The sequence below is a fragment of the Pseudarthrobacter sp. L1SW genome, from assembly GCF_020809045.1.
Classification (GTDB): domain Bacteria; phylum Actinomycetota; class Actinomycetes; order Actinomycetales; family Micrococcaceae; genus Arthrobacter.
On record NZ_CP078079.1, the window covers coordinates 3680381 to 3695177 of the forward strand.

At 67.2% G+C, this 14797-nt stretch carries 13 protein-coding genes and 1 riboswitch; of the genes, 8 read left to right on the forward strand and 5 right to left on the reverse strand.

The window, feature by feature from the left end; genetic code table 11:
* Window positions 1-13: 13 nt before the first annotated feature.
* Genes KTR40_RS17100 through KTR40_RS17110 form a run of 3 tightly spaced genes read right to left on the reverse strand, consistent with a single transcriptional unit; the run spans window position 14 to window position 3140 of the window.
* Entirely contained in the window at window positions 14-898 is an 885-nt protein-coding gene (locus tag KTR40_RS17100; protein WP_139030684.1) for a carbohydrate ABC transporter permease, read from the reverse strand.
* Complete coding sequence (locus KTR40_RS17105; protein WP_205677059.1) at window positions 895-1809, reverse strand: carbohydrate ABC transporter permease; 915 nt, start codon at window positions 1807-1809, stop codon at window positions 895-897. The genes KTR40_RS17100 and KTR40_RS17105 overlap by 4 nt, the downstream gene beginning before the upstream one ends.
* Window positions 1809-3140 carry an ABC transporter substrate-binding protein gene (locus KTR40_RS17110; protein WP_139030685.1) on the reverse strand — a complete coding sequence of 444 codons (1332 nt, stop codon included), beginning with the start codon at window positions 3138-3140 and terminating at the stop codon, window positions 1809-1811. Before KTR40_RS17110 ends, KTR40_RS17105 begins: the two co-directional genes overlap by 1 nt.
* A 126-nt stretch (window positions 3141-3266) precedes the next feature.
* Here KTR40_RS17110 and KTR40_RS17115 point away from each other — a divergent pair, with 126 nt between their 5' ends.
* The 4 genes from KTR40_RS17115 (at window position 3267) to KTR40_RS17130 (ending at window position 5915) form a co-directional block, all read left to right on the forward strand.
* Window positions 3267-4448 (forward strand): ROK family protein, encoded by a 1182-nt coding sequence (locus tag KTR40_RS17115; protein ID WP_139030686.1) that lies wholly within the window; start codon window positions 3267-3269, stop codon window positions 4446-4448.
* 55 nt (window positions 4449-4503) lie between these two features.
* A complete protein-coding gene (locus tag KTR40_RS17120; RefSeq protein WP_139030687.1) occupies window positions 4504-5034 on the forward strand; it encodes a ferritin in 531 nt (176 codons plus the stop codon).
* A gap of 144 nt (window positions 5035-5178) precedes the next feature.
* Window positions 5179-5244, forward strand: a riboswitch (guanidine-III (ykkC-III) riboswitch).
* A gap of 9 nt (window positions 5245-5253) precedes the next feature.
* Complete coding sequence (locus KTR40_RS17125; RefSeq protein WP_228404496.1) at window positions 5254-5577, forward strand: multidrug efflux SMR transporter; 324 nt, start codon at window positions 5254-5256, stop codon at window positions 5575-5577.
* On the forward strand, window positions 5577-5915 hold the full coding sequence (locus tag KTR40_RS17130) for a multidrug efflux SMR transporter (protein ID WP_228404497.1): 339 nt from the start codon (window positions 5577-5579) through the stop codon (window positions 5913-5915). Before KTR40_RS17125 ends, KTR40_RS17130 begins: the two co-directional genes overlap by 1 nt.
* Here KTR40_RS17130 and KTR40_RS17135 read toward each other — a convergent pair.
* On the reverse strand, window positions 5857-6942 hold the full coding sequence (locus KTR40_RS17135) for a LacI family DNA-binding transcriptional regulator (RefSeq protein ID WP_228404498.1): 1086 nt from the start codon (window positions 6940-6942) through the stop codon (window positions 5857-5859). The genes KTR40_RS17130 and KTR40_RS17135 overlap by 59 nt on opposite strands.
* Before the next feature lie 193 nt (window positions 6943-7135).
* Here KTR40_RS17135 and pulA point away from each other — a divergent pair, with 193 nt between their 5' ends.
* From pulA to KTR40_RS17155, 4 genes are all read left to right on the forward strand, one after another.
* Complete coding sequence (pulA, locus tag KTR40_RS17140) at window positions 7136-10213, forward strand: pullulanase-type alpha-1,6-glucosidase (protein ID WP_228404499.1); 3078 nt, start codon at window positions 7136-7138, stop codon at window positions 10211-10213.
* Window positions 10214-10400: 187 nt separating this feature from the next.
* Complete coding sequence (locus KTR40_RS17145) at window positions 10401-11027, forward strand: nucleoside/nucleotide kinase family protein (RefSeq protein ID WP_228404500.1); 627 nt, start codon at window positions 10401-10403, stop codon at window positions 11025-11027.
* 50 nt (window positions 11028-11077) lie between these two features.
* Complete coding sequence (locus KTR40_RS17150; RefSeq protein WP_228404501.1) at window positions 11078-12070, forward strand: aldo/keto reductase; 993 nt, start codon at window positions 11078-11080, stop codon at window positions 12068-12070.
* A 10-nt stretch (window positions 12071-12080) separates the two neighbouring features.
* Window positions 12081-12731: an MBL fold metallo-hydrolase gene (locus KTR40_RS17155; RefSeq protein WP_228404502.1), complete on the forward strand. Its 651-nt coding sequence runs from the start codon at window positions 12081-12083 to the stop codon at window positions 12729-12731.
* Window positions 12732-12816: 85 nt separating this feature from the next.
* Here the strand turns inward: KTR40_RS17155 and KTR40_RS17160 are convergent, their stop codons facing one another.
* Window positions 12817-14715 (reverse strand): DEAD/DEAH box helicase, encoded by a 1899-nt coding sequence (locus tag KTR40_RS17160; RefSeq protein ID WP_228404503.1) that lies wholly within the window; start codon window positions 14713-14715, stop codon window positions 12817-12819.
* Between the last annotated feature and the right edge of the window lie 82 nt (window positions 14716-14797).

Below are 14797 nucleotides of genomic sequence, written 5' to 3' on the forward strand. Positions count from 1 at the left end.
TCTCTGGGGAGAACTAGCGGATCGTGGAGCCCCACATGTTTGTGAGGTAGCGGCGCATGAAGAAGATGAAGATCAGTGCCGGGACCACCAGCAGGAAGCCGCCGGCGAACCGGTAGGCCAGCGGTGACTCGGCGAGGGAACTGAGGACCTGGGCGGGCAGGGTGCGCTGGTTCAGGGTCAGGATCGACGCACCCAGGACTTCATTCCAGGACATGACGAACGTGAAGATGGACGCCGCGGCGATGCCGGGGATGGCCATGGGCATGACCACCTTGAGGAAGGCCTGCACGGGGCTGCAGCCGAAGATGCGGGCAGCTTCCTCGACGTCCCGGGGTACTCCCAGGAACACCGAGGACGTGATCAGGATGGTGGTCGGCAGCGCCAGTGCGGTGTGGAGCAGGACGACGGCCAGGACGCTGTCGTACAGCCCGGTCTGGAGGAACAGCTGGGCCAGCGGCACGGAAAGCACCACGATGGGCAGCGCACGGGTGAAGAGCAGGAACAGCTGGTAGGGGTCCCGCCCGGGGAAGGCGAACCGTGCTACCGCGTACCCGGCGGGGACGCCGATGAGCAGGGACAACACGAGGGTGAAGACGCCCACCTGGACGGAGTTGATGAGGCCGGCCAGGATGCCCGTGGACTGCAGGAACGTCTGCATCGTCTCCAGGGAGAAGTTGTCCGGAATAAAGCTCAGGGGGAACTTCTGCAGGGCCGCCCTGCTGGAGGTGGCGGACAGTGCGATCAGGTAGATGGGAAGTGCCATGAAGAGCGTGATGAGGATGCAGCCCACTTGGAGCAGTATCCGGCTCCGGCGCCGCCGTGCCAGCGGCCTGCGGTCCACCTCCGGCTGCGGCCGCGATTCGGGAGCCGTTTCCTTGTTGGTGGTGGCGTGGCTCATCGGGCTGCCTCCGATTGGTCTCTCAGGAGCTTGAGGTAGCCGACGGCGGTCACCATGGACACCGCCATGACCACCAGGGCCAGGGCAGAGGCCACGTTGGCGTCCTGCAGGCCGGTGTACCACCGGTATGTCTCACCGACCACCAGCGGGAAGTTCTGGCCGGTGAGGGCCAGCGCGACGGCGAAGGTCTGGAACGCGAGGATGGTCCTCAGGATCAGGGCCGTCTGGAGGCTGGGGCGCAGCAGCGGGAGGGTCACGTGCCAGAGCCGGTCCCAGAAGCCGGCGCCGAACACGCCGGCGGCCTCCTCATAGTCCTTGGGGATGGACTGCAGGCCGGCCACCACGATCACGAACACGAGGGACGTGGCGCGCCATACCTCCGCGATCAGCACGGCCATGAACATCGAGGCGTAATTGTCGTAGGCGAGCCAGGAGACGGGCTCAAGGCCCGCGGACGCCAGGATGGAGTTGAGGTATCCCCGGTCCGTGAAGACGGTCAGCCACACCAGGCCGGCGGCAAGGTCGCTGACGGCCAGCGGTATGGCCCAGATGTAGAAGTACACCGACGAGCCCCTCGGTTTGGCCCGGATCAGCAGGGCCATGGCAAGCGCCAGCACGAACTGGATCGGAATCATCACCACGATGAGGAGCAGCGTGTTGCCCACGGAGGACCAGAAGTAGGGATCCTGCGCCATCCGCGTGAAGTTCGCCGTCGTAAGCCCTTCGGGGCCGCCGAACGCCTGGAGGATGCCGCTGACCATCGGCCAGCCGAAGAGCAGCGTCATGAAAACGATGGACGGGGCGATCAGCAGCATCGCCGCCGACGTGCCGCTCCTGCGCGGCGGCCGGCCCCGCGGCGCTGCGGGCCGGGGCCGAGGCTTGGCTGCTGCCGGGGCGTCGGGGGCGGCCATCAGGCAACCCTGCATTGATCGGCGTCAGGATCGGGGGCCCAGCAGGGAACGTTCAGCGTCTCCATGATGCTGGCAAGCTCAGCCCCTTGCCGGTCCAGCGTCGCCTTGACGTCCGCGTTGTTCAGGCAGATCTCCTGGAAGCAGTTCTTGAACAGCTGCGAGACCTGGGGATCCTTGTCTCCCAGTCCCACCGGCGGGAGGGCCAGGATCGCGTCCTGGGCTTCCTGCTGCGCCTTGACCGCCTTGGCTTCAAGGGCGATGCCGCCGGGCAGGTCACTGCCAATGTCTGCCTTCACCACCGGGAAGAAAGCGTTGGACTTCAGCGTCTCTATCTGCGCCTCAGGCTTGGACAGTGCCTTGATCAGCTCAAACGCCTTGTCCTTCTCCGGTGAACCCTGCGGCACGGCCATACCGCCCACCACCAGCAGGTAGCCCTTGCCCTTCGGTCCGGACGGTGCCGGCACCATCATCCAGTCGTCCGGCTTGTCCTTGACGGCGTTGATGAGGCGGGCCACGTGGTCCCAGGCCACCAGGACCTCGCCGTTGCCCAGGGGTTCCTGCATGAAGTCGTAATTCGCGGAGGCCGGGTTCATGTTGGCCCACAGGTCCCGCATGTACGTCCAGGCGGTGACCGCATCCGCGTTGCGGAACGTGGTGATCTGCCCGCCGGTGAAGCTTGGCAGGAGGAAGCCCTGGTAGAAGCGGTGGTGGAGGCCCTTTGGCCCGGCTGGGATGCCGAAGACCGGGCGGCCGCCGTTGGCCGCCTTGGCGGCCTGCGCCCATGCGAGGTAATTCTCGTAGGTGAGGTTGTTGACGTCCGCGCCGGAGGGCAGCCACTCAAGCGCCTTCTTGTTGACCGCAACCACGTAGGTGGCCTGGATCCAGGGGATGTACCGGGGAACATCCGTGCCGAGCTTCGCCAGCTTCAGCAGGTCGTCGGAGAAGCCGGCGGATGACAGGTCCTTGGTGAGGGAGCTGAGGTCCTCGAACTGCGAGGCGAACGGGATGAGGTCGCTGTGGAGGCCGGCGGCGATGCCGATCTCCACTTTCCCTGCGGCGAGCTGGGACTTCAGGGTGGTGTTGAAGACGCCGGTGTCAACGGGGTTGTAGGCCACCTTGATGTCCCCTGCAAACTTCTTCAGCGTGGCTTCGTACTTCTGGCGTTCCTCCACCGGGGAGAACTGGGTAGACAGGAAGTTGACGGAGCCTTCCCCTCCGCTTCCGCTGGTATTCACACCGCAGGCCGCGAGGAGTGGGCCGGTAGCCAGCGCCAGCAGGCCTCCCTTCAACAAGGTCCGCCGGCTGACGTCGAAGTGAGCGAGATCGGACATGAGAGCCTCCTGCTTCAAGGGCAGATAGTATTTTTGTCTGATGATCGATCATAATTGTGTGATCCAGACCACGTCAACGTCCGGCGCGCTGGACCGCCCGTCCGTACTTCCGAGGGAGCAAGCAGCATGACCCAGCAGAGGACGCTCGTCGGGGGCTCGGGCCAACCTCCGGTGGGGCTTGCCACCAGTGCCGGCCATGTCCTCCAACTGCTGCGCTCGAACGCGGGCGGATACAGCCGGGCGGAACTGCTGGACATCACGGGTATGGCGCGGTCCACCCTCTATGAGCGGCTCGATGCGCTTTTCGCCGCAGGCCTGGTCTACGAATCCTCGCCACTACATGCACAGCGCGGCAGGCCGCCGCGCGCCCTTCGCTTCGATGACCGCAACAAGCTGGTCCTCGGCATCGAGATCGGCCACACCCACGCCGGGATCCATCTCCTGTCCCTGGGCCGTGACATCGTGGCCTCCGCACGGCTGCCCATCGACATCAGGCAACCCCAGGAGGCGGTGGCCGGCCAGGTCATCGGGGAGTCACTCCGGCTGCTCGACGGGCGGCAGCCGGTGGGAGCGGGAGTGGGCCTGCCCGCCCCCGTGGACCCGCTCCACCGCCTGGGACTGGAGCGGACTGTCCTGGCCCACTGGAACCTGCAAAACCTGCAGGAAGTGATGGAGTCAAGGCTGGACTGCCCGGTCCTGCTGGAAAATGACGCCCGCTCCATGGCTGTGGGCGAGGTACGCGAGCCCCTCGAATCCCTCGTGGCCGTCAAAGTCAGCACCGGCGTCGGCTCCGGCATCATCGTGGGCGGCGCCCTGGTGCGGGGCGCCCACGGGGCCGCGGGGGACATCGGACACGTCCGCATTCCGGAGGCGGCCGGCCGGCGCTGCCGCTGCGGCAGGGACGGCTGCCTTGCCGCGGTGGCCTCGGGACGGGCGTTGCTGGCCGATCCCAAGCTCTCCAGCTACGGTTCGCTGCGGCAGCTGGTGGATGCCTGTGGCAGCGATCCCGCCGTCCGCGCCGCCGTCGCAGAGGCCGGCCAGCTGCTCGGGCGGACGCTCGCGGCGACGGTGGGCACGCTGAACCCCGGCCGCATCGCCGTGGGCGGGCTGGTTGGCGTGCTCCCGGACTTCCTGCTCGCCTGCCGCCGGCAGATTCTGGACGACGCCTTCGAGCCCTCGCTGGTGGACCTGGAGATTGTGCCGGCGGACAGTCGGACCGCCACCGCCATTGGACTCTGCCGGCTGGTGGAGGAGAGCCTTTACGCTCCGGAGCGTGTGGAACAGCTGCTGGCCCAGCGGGCCGGCTGAGAAGCAGAGCCTTCCCACACTGGCCACTCCCCGCGGCCGTCCCTAGACTCGGGCTATGACCACTTCAAACTTCAATGCCCTCCTGTCCACCCAGATCGGCAATGAGTTCGCTGCCTCACAGCAGTACATTGCCGTGGCCACTTGGTTCGCGAACCAGGACCTCCCCCAACTGGCCAGGTACTTCTACCGCCAGTCCGTGGAAGAGCGGAACCACGCCATGATGATGGTCCAGTACATGCTGGACCGGGACATTCCCTTCACCATTCCCGGTGTTCCGGCCGTCCGCAACGATTTCGACTCCGTCACGGAACCGCTGGCCCTTGCCCTGCAGCAGGAAAAGGACGTGACCCGCAACATCGAGGACCTGTTCCGGGCCGCCCGCGGCGAGAACGACGCCCTGGGCGAGCAGTTCATGCTGTGGTTCCTGAAGGAGCAGGTGGAGGAAGTGGCGTCCATGACCACACTGCTGAACATTGCCGAGCGCGCGGACAACCTGTTCGACATCGAGAACTTCATCGCCCGGGAAACAATCGGCGACGGCGGCCGGGACTCCTCTGCGCCCGAAGCTGCGGGTGGCGCCCTCTAGCCCCTCCCCTGCCCAACTAAGTAGCGCTAAGTGTCGTTTTGGCGCCCCATAACGACACTTAGCGCTACCCAGTTGGGGGGCCAGGGATGGTGAGGTTGGGCACCACCGGTGGCCCGCCGTCGTCGCGCGTTGCTACGCTGGAAGCCAAGGCTCAGCACCCGGGCCTCCGGACGACGGTTCAGTACCCGGCACTCGACAAGACTGGCCAAAGGATCCTTTATGTCGTGGCTGATACTTATTCTTTCCGGCGCCCTTGAAGCCGTGTGGGCCGCAGCCTTGCACCGTGCCTTCCAGGCTTCCGGACGCCGCCGCATCGGCCCCGCCGCCCTCTTCCTGGTGTCCGCCGCGGCAAGCACCGGCGGCCTGGCCCTCGCCATGCAGTCCATTCCCACCGGCACGGCCTACGCGGTGTGGGTAGGCGTGGGGGTGGTGCTGACCTCGGCATATGCCATTGCCACCCAGGTGGAACGTCCGACGGCGGCACGCCTCCTCCTGCTGTCCGGCATCGCCGTGTGCGTGGTGGGCTTGAAGGTGGTGGCGTGATGCGGCAGCACAGGGTTCCCTGGCTGGTTCTGCTGGCCTCGGCGGTCCTCGAAGCGGTGTGGGCAACGGCACTGGGCCTGTCCGACGGCTTCAGCCAACCGCTCCCCACCTTGGTTTTCGCTGTTACGGCAACACTGAGCATGCTGGGACTGGGCTGGGCCATCCGGCACATCCCGCTGGGCACTGCCTACGCCGTGTGGGTGGGAGTCGGCGCTGCGCTGACCGTCGGCTGGGCGATGGCCACCGGAGCGGAAGCCTTCAGCGTGCTCAAAGTGGCTTTTATCGCGGGGATTGTTGGCTGCGTTGGCGGCCTGAAGGCTTTGCCGCAGGACCAGTAGAGCCGCGCAGCACCAGGTCGGACGCCAGAACCACCGGCGAGTGCGTGGACTGCTCACCTGCCATGTCGGCAGCAAGCGCATGGACGGCAGCGTGGGCAATCGCCGCAGTTGGCTGCCGCAGCGTCGTCAGCGGCGGATCGGTAAGTGCCATCAACGCCGAATCGTCAAAGCCTATGATGGACACGTCTTCGGGCACCCGCAGCCCCCTGGCGCGGGCTGCGCGGATGGCCCCAAGGGCCATGACGTCGGAAGCACACACAATCGCAGTATGGCCGGAGTCGAGGAGCTCGTTGGCCGCGCTTTGGCCGCCTTCCACCGTGAACATACTCGTGGCCGTGTGGGCCTCGGGGTTGTCCACACCCAGGAATTCCGCGAGTGCCGAGCGGAAGCCGGCAAGTTTCTGCCGGCTGGGAATGAAGCGGTGGGGCCCAATGGCCAACCCCACTTTGCGGTGTCCCAGACTGGCAAGGTGCTGGACAGCGGTGCTGATGGCCGCTGCATCGTCGTTGGCGACCGACGCCGCGCCGAGTTCCGGCCGGGGGCCGTTGACCAGCACATACGGAATGCCGCGGCCGCGTAGCCGGTGGTAGCGCTCCAGGCTGGCCTGGCCGTCCGCATGCGCGGTGCAGATGAAAATGATGCCGGCGGCTCCCTGCGCCACGAGCATCTCGATGTACTCGTCCTCCGAACGCCCTCCCCCGGGCAGGGCACAAATGACGGGAATGAAGTCCTCCTGGGAAAGCAGGGAGACCACGGCCTGGGCAATGGCGGGAAAGATCGGGTTGGCCAGGTCCGGGACGATGATGCCAACCTGGCCCCTCACGTCGCTGCGGGCACGGTCGGGGCGTTCATAACCGAGGTCGTCCATTGCCGCAAGGACCGCCTGGCGGACTTCCCGTGAAACGCCCTTCCGCCCGTTGACCACCCGGGACACGGTGGCGATGCTGACGCCGACCTTCCGTGCGAGGTCTTCCAGTTTTGGCCGTTCGGCTGCGGCGGGTGGGGTCCGGCTCCCGGTCATGCTCATGCAGCTCCTTCACCGGAACAGGAGTCCGGAAGTCTTGGTGCCTTCAAGTGTACGGACAGCAGACCGGTAGCTTAATGAAAACAGGACGTGAAATTTTCAGCAAACGGTTGACGCTGCGTGAAACGAATCCTAGGCTCAGGGGTACCCCGCTCCTCACCGCTGACGGCCGGGGCGTCTCCAAGGAAGGTCTTCCATGACTCATCACCCCACATCCTCCGGGCTGCCCCCTGCCCTCAGAAGGAAGCTTGCAGCGGCCCTGGCCGCGGCCTGTGCCACGCCCCTGGCGCTGGGCGGCTTTGCCCTCCCGGCGTCCGCGGACCACACGGCCGCGCCCCAGGCCGTGGCGCTCGTTGGCTCCCTGCAATCCGAAATTGGCTGCCCCGGGGACTGGCAGCCCGACTGCACGGCCAGCAGGCTGCAGCCCGTCGAGGGCTCGGCAACGCTGTACCGCGCCACCTTCGACATACCGGCCGGCACCTACGGCATGAAGGTCGCCCTCAACAATTCCTGGGATGAGAACTACGGTGCCGGCGGAGCAGCCGGCGGCGGGGACCTGGTGCTCAACGCGCCCGGCGGTCCCGTGACCTTCACCTATGACCACGCCAGCCACACGCTGAGCGACGATGTCCCTGATGCGCTTGGAACAGAGGCCGGCGCGCACTGGCTCTCGGCGGACACCATCGCCTGGCAGGCGCCGGCCGCGGAGGGAACTACGTACCGGCTCTACAACGCGCCCGACGGCGGCCTGGCGCTGGCGGACGGCCAGGTCACCGGCGGCAGCTACACAGCGCTTGAGAAAACGCCCGGCGCTTTGGATGCAGGGCTGGCAGCGAAGTACCCACACCTCGCCGGTTTCACCCCGTTGCGGCTGGCGGAAGGTGATTCCGTTCGCGCAAAGGAACTGCTCAGGGGCCAGCTGCTGGTGGCCGCCGTTGGGGCCGACGGCAAGGTCACCGCAGCCACCGGCGTCCAGGTCCCCGGCGTCATGGACACCCTGTACCAGGGCGCGGCCGGCCAGGAGCTCGGGCTGACGTGGAAGGGCAACCGCCCCCGGCTTTCCCTCTGGGCGCCGACTGCCCGCAGTGTCACTGTCCACACTTACGCTGCCGGTTCGGGCGGCGATCCTGTGGCCAGCCGTGCCATGGAACCGGGCGCGGATGGCGTCTGGTCCCTGACGGGGGAGAAGGAATGGAGCGGCGCCTACTACCTGTACGAGGTGGAGGTCTTCGTGCCGGAAACCGGCAAGGTGGAACGGAACCTGGTCACGGACCCCTACAGCGTGGGGCTCTCCGCCAACTCCGAACGCAGCCTGTTTGTTGACGTGGAGGACAAGTCCCTGGCCCCCGAGGGGTGGAAGAAGCTGCAGAAGCCCGCGCTCAACAAGCCGGAGGACCTTTCCCTGTACGAGCTGCACGTCCGCGACTTCTCCATCACCGATGCCTCCGTCCCGGAAGAACACCGGGGAACGTACAAAGCCTTCGCACAGCAGGACAGCAACGGCATGCGCCGCCTCCGCGAACTGACTTCAGCGGGCCTCAACGCCGTCCACCTGCTGCCGGTGAACGACATCGGCACCATCGAGGAACGGCGCAGCGAACAGCTCGAACCCGCCTGCGACCTCGCCGCTCTGCCGGCAGATTCGGAGGAGCAGCAGGCCTGCGTCGCAGAAACTGCCTCCAAGGACGGGTTCAACTGGGGCTACGATCCCCTGCACTACACCACTCCAGAAGGCTCTTACGCTACCAACCCTGACGGCGCGGCACGGATCACCGAGTTCCGGGAAATGGTGGCCGGACTCAACGCCGCGGGGGCACGCGTCATCCAGGACGTGGTCTACAACCACACCTCCAGCGCCGGCCAGTCCGGGTCCAACAACCTTGACCGGATTGTTCCCGGCTACTACCACCGCCTGAACGCCACCGCCGGCTCGCTGGAGACCTCCACCTGCTGCGCCAACACGGCCACCGAGAACACGATGATGGGCAAGCTCATGATCGATTCCCTGGTGACGCTTGCCAAGACCTACAAGCTGGACGGGTTCCGCTTCGACCTCATGGGCCACCACTCCAAGCAGAACATGCTGGACGTGCGGGCAGCCCTGGACGAGCTGACCATGGCCAAGGATGGCGTAGACGGCAAAAACATCACCCTCTACGGCGAGGGCTGGAACTTCGGCGAAGTGGCCAACAACGCAAGGTTCGTCCAGGCAACGCAGGAGAACATGGCAGGAACCGGCGTCGGCACGTTCAATGACCGGCTGCGCGACGCCGTACGCGGCGGCGGCCCCTTCGACCCCGACCCGCGGGTCCAGGGCTTCGCTTCGGGCCTGTTCACCGACCCCAACAGCTCCCCCGCCAACGGCACCCCGGAGCAGCAGAAAGCATCCCTGCTCCTGGCCCAGGACCTGATCAAGGTGGGCCTGACCGGCAATTTGAAGGACTACTCCTTCGTTGACCGCACCGGTGCAACCGTCAGGGGCTCTGACGTGCCGTACAACGGCGCCCCGGCCGGATACACCAGTGACCCGCAGGAGGCCGTCACCTACGTGGAAGCGCACGACAACGAGACGCTGTTTGACGCCCTTGCCCTGAAGCTGCCGCAGGACACCCCTATGGCGGAACGGACGCGGATGCAGACCCTCGCGCTCAGCACCACGGCCTTCAGCCAGGGCATCTCGTTCTGGCATGCCGGCGGGGAATCCCTCCGCAGCAAGTCCCTGGACCGCAACAGCTACGACTCGGGCGACTGGTTCAACATCCTTGACCACACGGATGCCACCAACGGCTTCGGCCGCGGACTGCCGCCCAAGCCCGACAACGGGGACAAGTACGGCTACCTGCGCCCGCTGCTGGCGGACCCCGCACTGAAGCCTGCTCCCGCCGCGATCGCCGAGGCGCGCAGCCGGGCGGCAGAACTGCTGCAGATCCGCAAGAGCACGCCGCTGTTCCGCCTGGGTGAGGCCGCCCTGGTGCAGCAGAAGGTCTCGTTCCCCACGGCGGGCCCGGACCAGGCGCCCGGCGTGGTGGTCATGCGGATCGACGACTCCGTGGGCCCGGACGTGGACGAGGACCTCACCGGGCTGGTGGTGGTGTTCAACGCCGCCGACGAGGCCGTCAGCCAGGCAGTCGCCGGCACCACAGGCACCGCTTACGGCCTGCACCCGGTCCAGGCCTCGGGCAGCGACCCGGTGGTCAGGACTGCCGCCCATGACCCGGCAACCGGGACCTTCACCGTCCCGGCCCGCACCGTAGCAGTGTTCCAGGCCGGCTAGCGCCCGGCAAAGCCGGCCGGGTGCCCCTGGCCTCCGGCCGGCCCAACTGAATCTCCCACCGCTGAGTCTCCCCGCCTGTAAGGACGGACGACGGCGTGTCCCGGCAAAACGCCGTCGTACGCTGCCTGTGCCGAACCAAAGGTGGGGAGACTGAGCGCATGTCCGGGGCCCGGTCTAGGCTTTTGCCATGGACTCACCCGAGATAGCCGAAGCGATGGATGCCCTCCGGCGCCGACTGGTTCCCGGGACGCGCGTCATACTGGGCATTGCCGGGACGCCCGGCTCCGGGAAATCAACGTTCGCGGAATGGATCCGGCAGCAGTTTGGTCCGGGGCAGGCAGTGGTGGTGCCCATGGACGGCTTCCACCTGGGCAACGCGATCATCGACGGCCCGCCCCTCCGGCAGCGCAAGGGAGCCATGGAGACCTTCGACGCCGGCGGGTACCTTTCATTGCTCCGCAGGCTGGTGCGCCGGGACGAGCCAGTAGTGTACGCCCCGGAGTTCCGGCGGACCCTGGACGAGCCGGTGGCGGCATCGATCGCTGTCCCTGCCGAGGTGCCCCTCATCATCACCGAGGGCAACTACCTCCTGATGGAGCATCAGCCGTGGAAGGATGTCCGGGCGCAGCTGGACGAAGTGTGGTTCGTGGACACGCCCCCGGTGCTGCGGTTGGCCCGGCTCGTGGAAAGACACGTCTCGTTCGGCATGGATAGGACTGCGGCGGAGGCCTGGGCCAACGGACCGGACGAAGCGAATGCGGTGCTGATCCAGGCCACCCGCCCGGCCGCGGACCGGCTCATCCCCTGGAAGTAGCCCACGACCGCAATCTTGAACCCTGCAACAGAGAACGAACAGGAGAACCCATGCCAGCAACTGTGGACCTCGGCGACGGCCTCAAGGTCAGCCCCCTCGGCTTCGGCGGAATGGCGCTCACCCCGGTGTATGGGGAGGTGGACCAGGAGGACGCGCTCCGGACGCTGCATCACGCCGTCGATTCCGGTGTCAGCTTTATTGACACCGCGGACATCTACGGCGGGGGCAGCAACGAGGAACTGATCGCCCGGCTGCTCAAGGAGCGGCGGGACGAGGTGCAGCTGGCCACCAAGTTCGGGCTGGTGGGAACTCCGACGGACGGCTACACGGACATCAGGGGCGACGCCGCCTACATCCGGCAGGCGGTGGACCGCAGCCTGCAGCGGCTGGGAACCGACCGGATTGACCTCTACTACATGCACCGCCGTGACCTCCGCGTTCCGATTGTGGAAACCGTGGAGGCCATGGCAGAGCTTGTGCAGCAGGGCAAGGTCAGGCACCTGGGGCTGTCCGAAGTGACGGCCCAGGAGCTTCAGGAAGCCTCTGCCGTCCACCCGATTGCGGCGGTCCAGAGCGAATGGTCCATCTGGAGCCGCGACGTGGAACGCAACGTTGTTCCTGCCGCGGCCGCCCTGGGAGTGGGTTTTGTCCCGTACTCGCCGCTGGGCCGCGGGTTCCTCACCGGCACTGTGGACGCCTCGAGCCTTGGCGAAAAGGATTTTCGACGCCGGATCCCCCGTTTCGCCCTGGACGCGGCGGACGCCAACCAGGCGGTCGTGGACACCGTCCGGTCCGTGGCTGGCGAACTGGACGCAACACCTGCCCAGGTTGCCCTGGCCTGGCTGTTCGCCCAAGGCAGGCGGCTGGGCCTGCCGGTCGTCCCGATCCCCGGCACGCGCAAGCGGCACCGGATCGACGAAAACCTGGGCGCCCTGGCGTTGGACCTCACCCCTGCCCAACTGGACGCGCTAGGTGAAGCCTCGGACGCCGTCGTCGGCTCCCGCTCAGCGGATCCCACCTGGGTGTCCGAGGGCCGTGAATAGACTCAGAGCCATGGACTCACTTCTGTATGACCTGCCCGCCCTGACCATCCGCCGGATCTCCGTGAGCGAGATGGACAACAACGTTTACCTGCTGACGGCGAAGGCCAGCGGAGAACAGGTGCTGATCGACGCCGCGGACGATTTTCCGGCCATCCAGCAACTGCTGCAGGATGCGGCCGGAGACACCTCCGCAACGCCTCGGCTTGCACTGATCGCCACCACCCACCAGCACTGGGACCACGTCCGGGCGCTGAAGGAACTGGTGGAGGCTACCGAGGCGACCACCGCAGCAGGAACGGACGACGCCGAGGCGCTGCCGGTTCCGGTGGACCGGCCCCTTGGGCACGGGGATACGGTTGCCGTGGACGGCTTTGAGCTGGCGGCGGTCCACCTGAGGGGACACACGCCGGGCTCGATCGCCTTTGTGTACGAGGACCCCGAAGGGCCTGCGCACATTTTCTCCGGCGATTCGCTGTTCCCCGGCGGCGTTGGCAACACACAGAAGGATCCCGGGCGTTTCAACCAGCTTTTGGACGACGTGACCCAGCGGCTGTTCGGCACTTACCCGGACTCCGCCGTCGTCCATCCCGGCCACGGCAAGCCGACAACCCTGGGCGCCGAGCGGCCGCACCTCGAGGAGTGGCGCGCCCGCGGCTGGTGACGACCACATCGATTGCTCCGCACCTGCCGTTATGGACCTTCTAAACGGCAGGTGCGGAGCAATCGATGGACGTTAAGGGGCCTTGTTAGCGGCTGCGGCGTTCGTTCGACGCCGGAGCCGACGCGCGGCGGGGACCGCTGCGGGCGGGACGGCCGGAGCCGCCGCCGTTGCCTGCGCTGTAGGAGCCGCCTGAGGTGCCACCGGTGTTGGAGGACCAGACTGCCTTGTTGCCGCCGGCTGCGCCTGCACCTGCACGTGAACCGCCGCTGCGGGTACCTGCACCGGCACCTGCTGCGGCGCGCTGCCCGGTTGCGGGGCGACCGCTGCGCTGGCCGCCCGAGGCTGCCGGACGTCCTGAGCTTGCCGGCCGGCCGGTGCCGCCGCGGGGCGCTTCGCTGCGGGTTACGCGTGACTCTGCGCGGCCGTCCGAACCGCGGCCGGCCGATGCACGGCCACCTGCCGCGGGGACGTCGTTGCGGTGCGTGGAAGCGGTGCCGCGGCCGCGGTTGTTGCGGCGGGCAGCCGCTGCGGCAACGGCGCGGTCCTCGTTCTGCTCGGCCACGCGGTCAAACGCTGCGCGGGCTTCGGTGCGGCCCTCGAAGGCAACTGCCCGGCGCTCGGCGCGGGGTACGTCGGTGCGAACGGGCTCGGCCCCAACCTTGCCGCGTCCACCACGGCCGCCACGGCCGCCGGCCGTGGGTGGAGCCTGGCGGCGGGCGCGCTTGCGCTCCGCGTTGGCGCCGGTGGAGGTGCCGCCGCCCTGCTGTGCAGCCTTCTTAGCCAGCAGTGCAGCGCGGGTGCGCGGGTCGATCTTCTCGGCCATCTCGCCCACGAGTTCAGCAACGATGGGCGAAGAGGCGGTGACGCGCTCAAAGTTCACCTCGACGCCGGCGGCCTTCATCAGCTTCTTCACGTCGGTCTGCTGCTCCGGCAGGGTCAGCGTGACCACGGTGCCGTCGGAACCGGCACGCGCGGTACGGCCTGAACGGTGCAGGTACGCCTTGTGCTCGGTGGGCGGGTCCACGTGGATGACCAGTTCGACATCGTCAACGTGGACACCACGGGCGGCGACGTCGGTGGCCACCAAGACGCGGACGTCACCGTTGGAGAACTCGGCGAGGTTGCGGTCACGGGCGTTCTGCGAGAGGTTGCCGTGCAGGTCCACGGCGGGGATCCCGGCGTCCGTCAGGGTCTTGGCCAGCTTGCGGGCGTGGTGCTTGGTCCGCATAAAGAGGACACGGCGGCCGGCGCCGGAGGCTAGCTCCACGATCAGCTGCTTCTTGACGGTCTGGTCGTTGACCACCAGGACGTGGTGCTCCATGGTGGTCACCGCGGCCTGCGGGTCATCCACGGAGTGGGTCAGCGGGTTGGACAGGTAGCGCTGGACGATCTTGTCCACGCCGTTGTCCAGGGTGGCGGAGAAGAGCAGGCGCTGGCCCTGGCTGGGGGTCATGTCCATGAGCTTCTTCACCACGGGCAGGAAGCCGAGGTCGGCCATGTGGTCCGCCTCGTCCAGCACTGTGATTTCCACGGCCTCGAGGGTGAGGATCCGCTGGCGGATCAGGTCCTCCAGGCGGCCCGGGCAGGCGATGACAATGTCGACGCCGGCGCGCAGGGCCTTCTCCTGGCGCGCCTGGGAGATGCCGCCGTAGATCACGGTGGTGTTCAGGCCGGCAGCCTTGGCCAGCGGCTCGATGGTGGCGTTGATCTGGGTAGCCAGTTCGCGGGTGGGTGCCAGGACCAGGCCCATGGGGCGGCCGGGCTTGCGGAAGTACGGGGCTTCGCGCTCGGCGAGGCGGGCCACCAGCGGGATGGCGAAGGCGATGGTCTTGCCGGAGCCGGTGCGGCCGCGGCCCAGGACGTCGCGTCCTGCAAGGGTGTCAGGGAGGGTCTTCACCTGGATGGGGAACGGGGTTTCGATTCCCTGGGCGGTGAGGGTGTCGGCGAGGGCTTTGGGCGTGCCGAGGGCAGCAAATGTAGTCAAAGTCAAAGGTCTTTCAGGCGGTATCCGTGTGGATATCGGCCCCCGATGCCGGTTGGCTCAAGGGTTCGCCGAAGAAAATTCA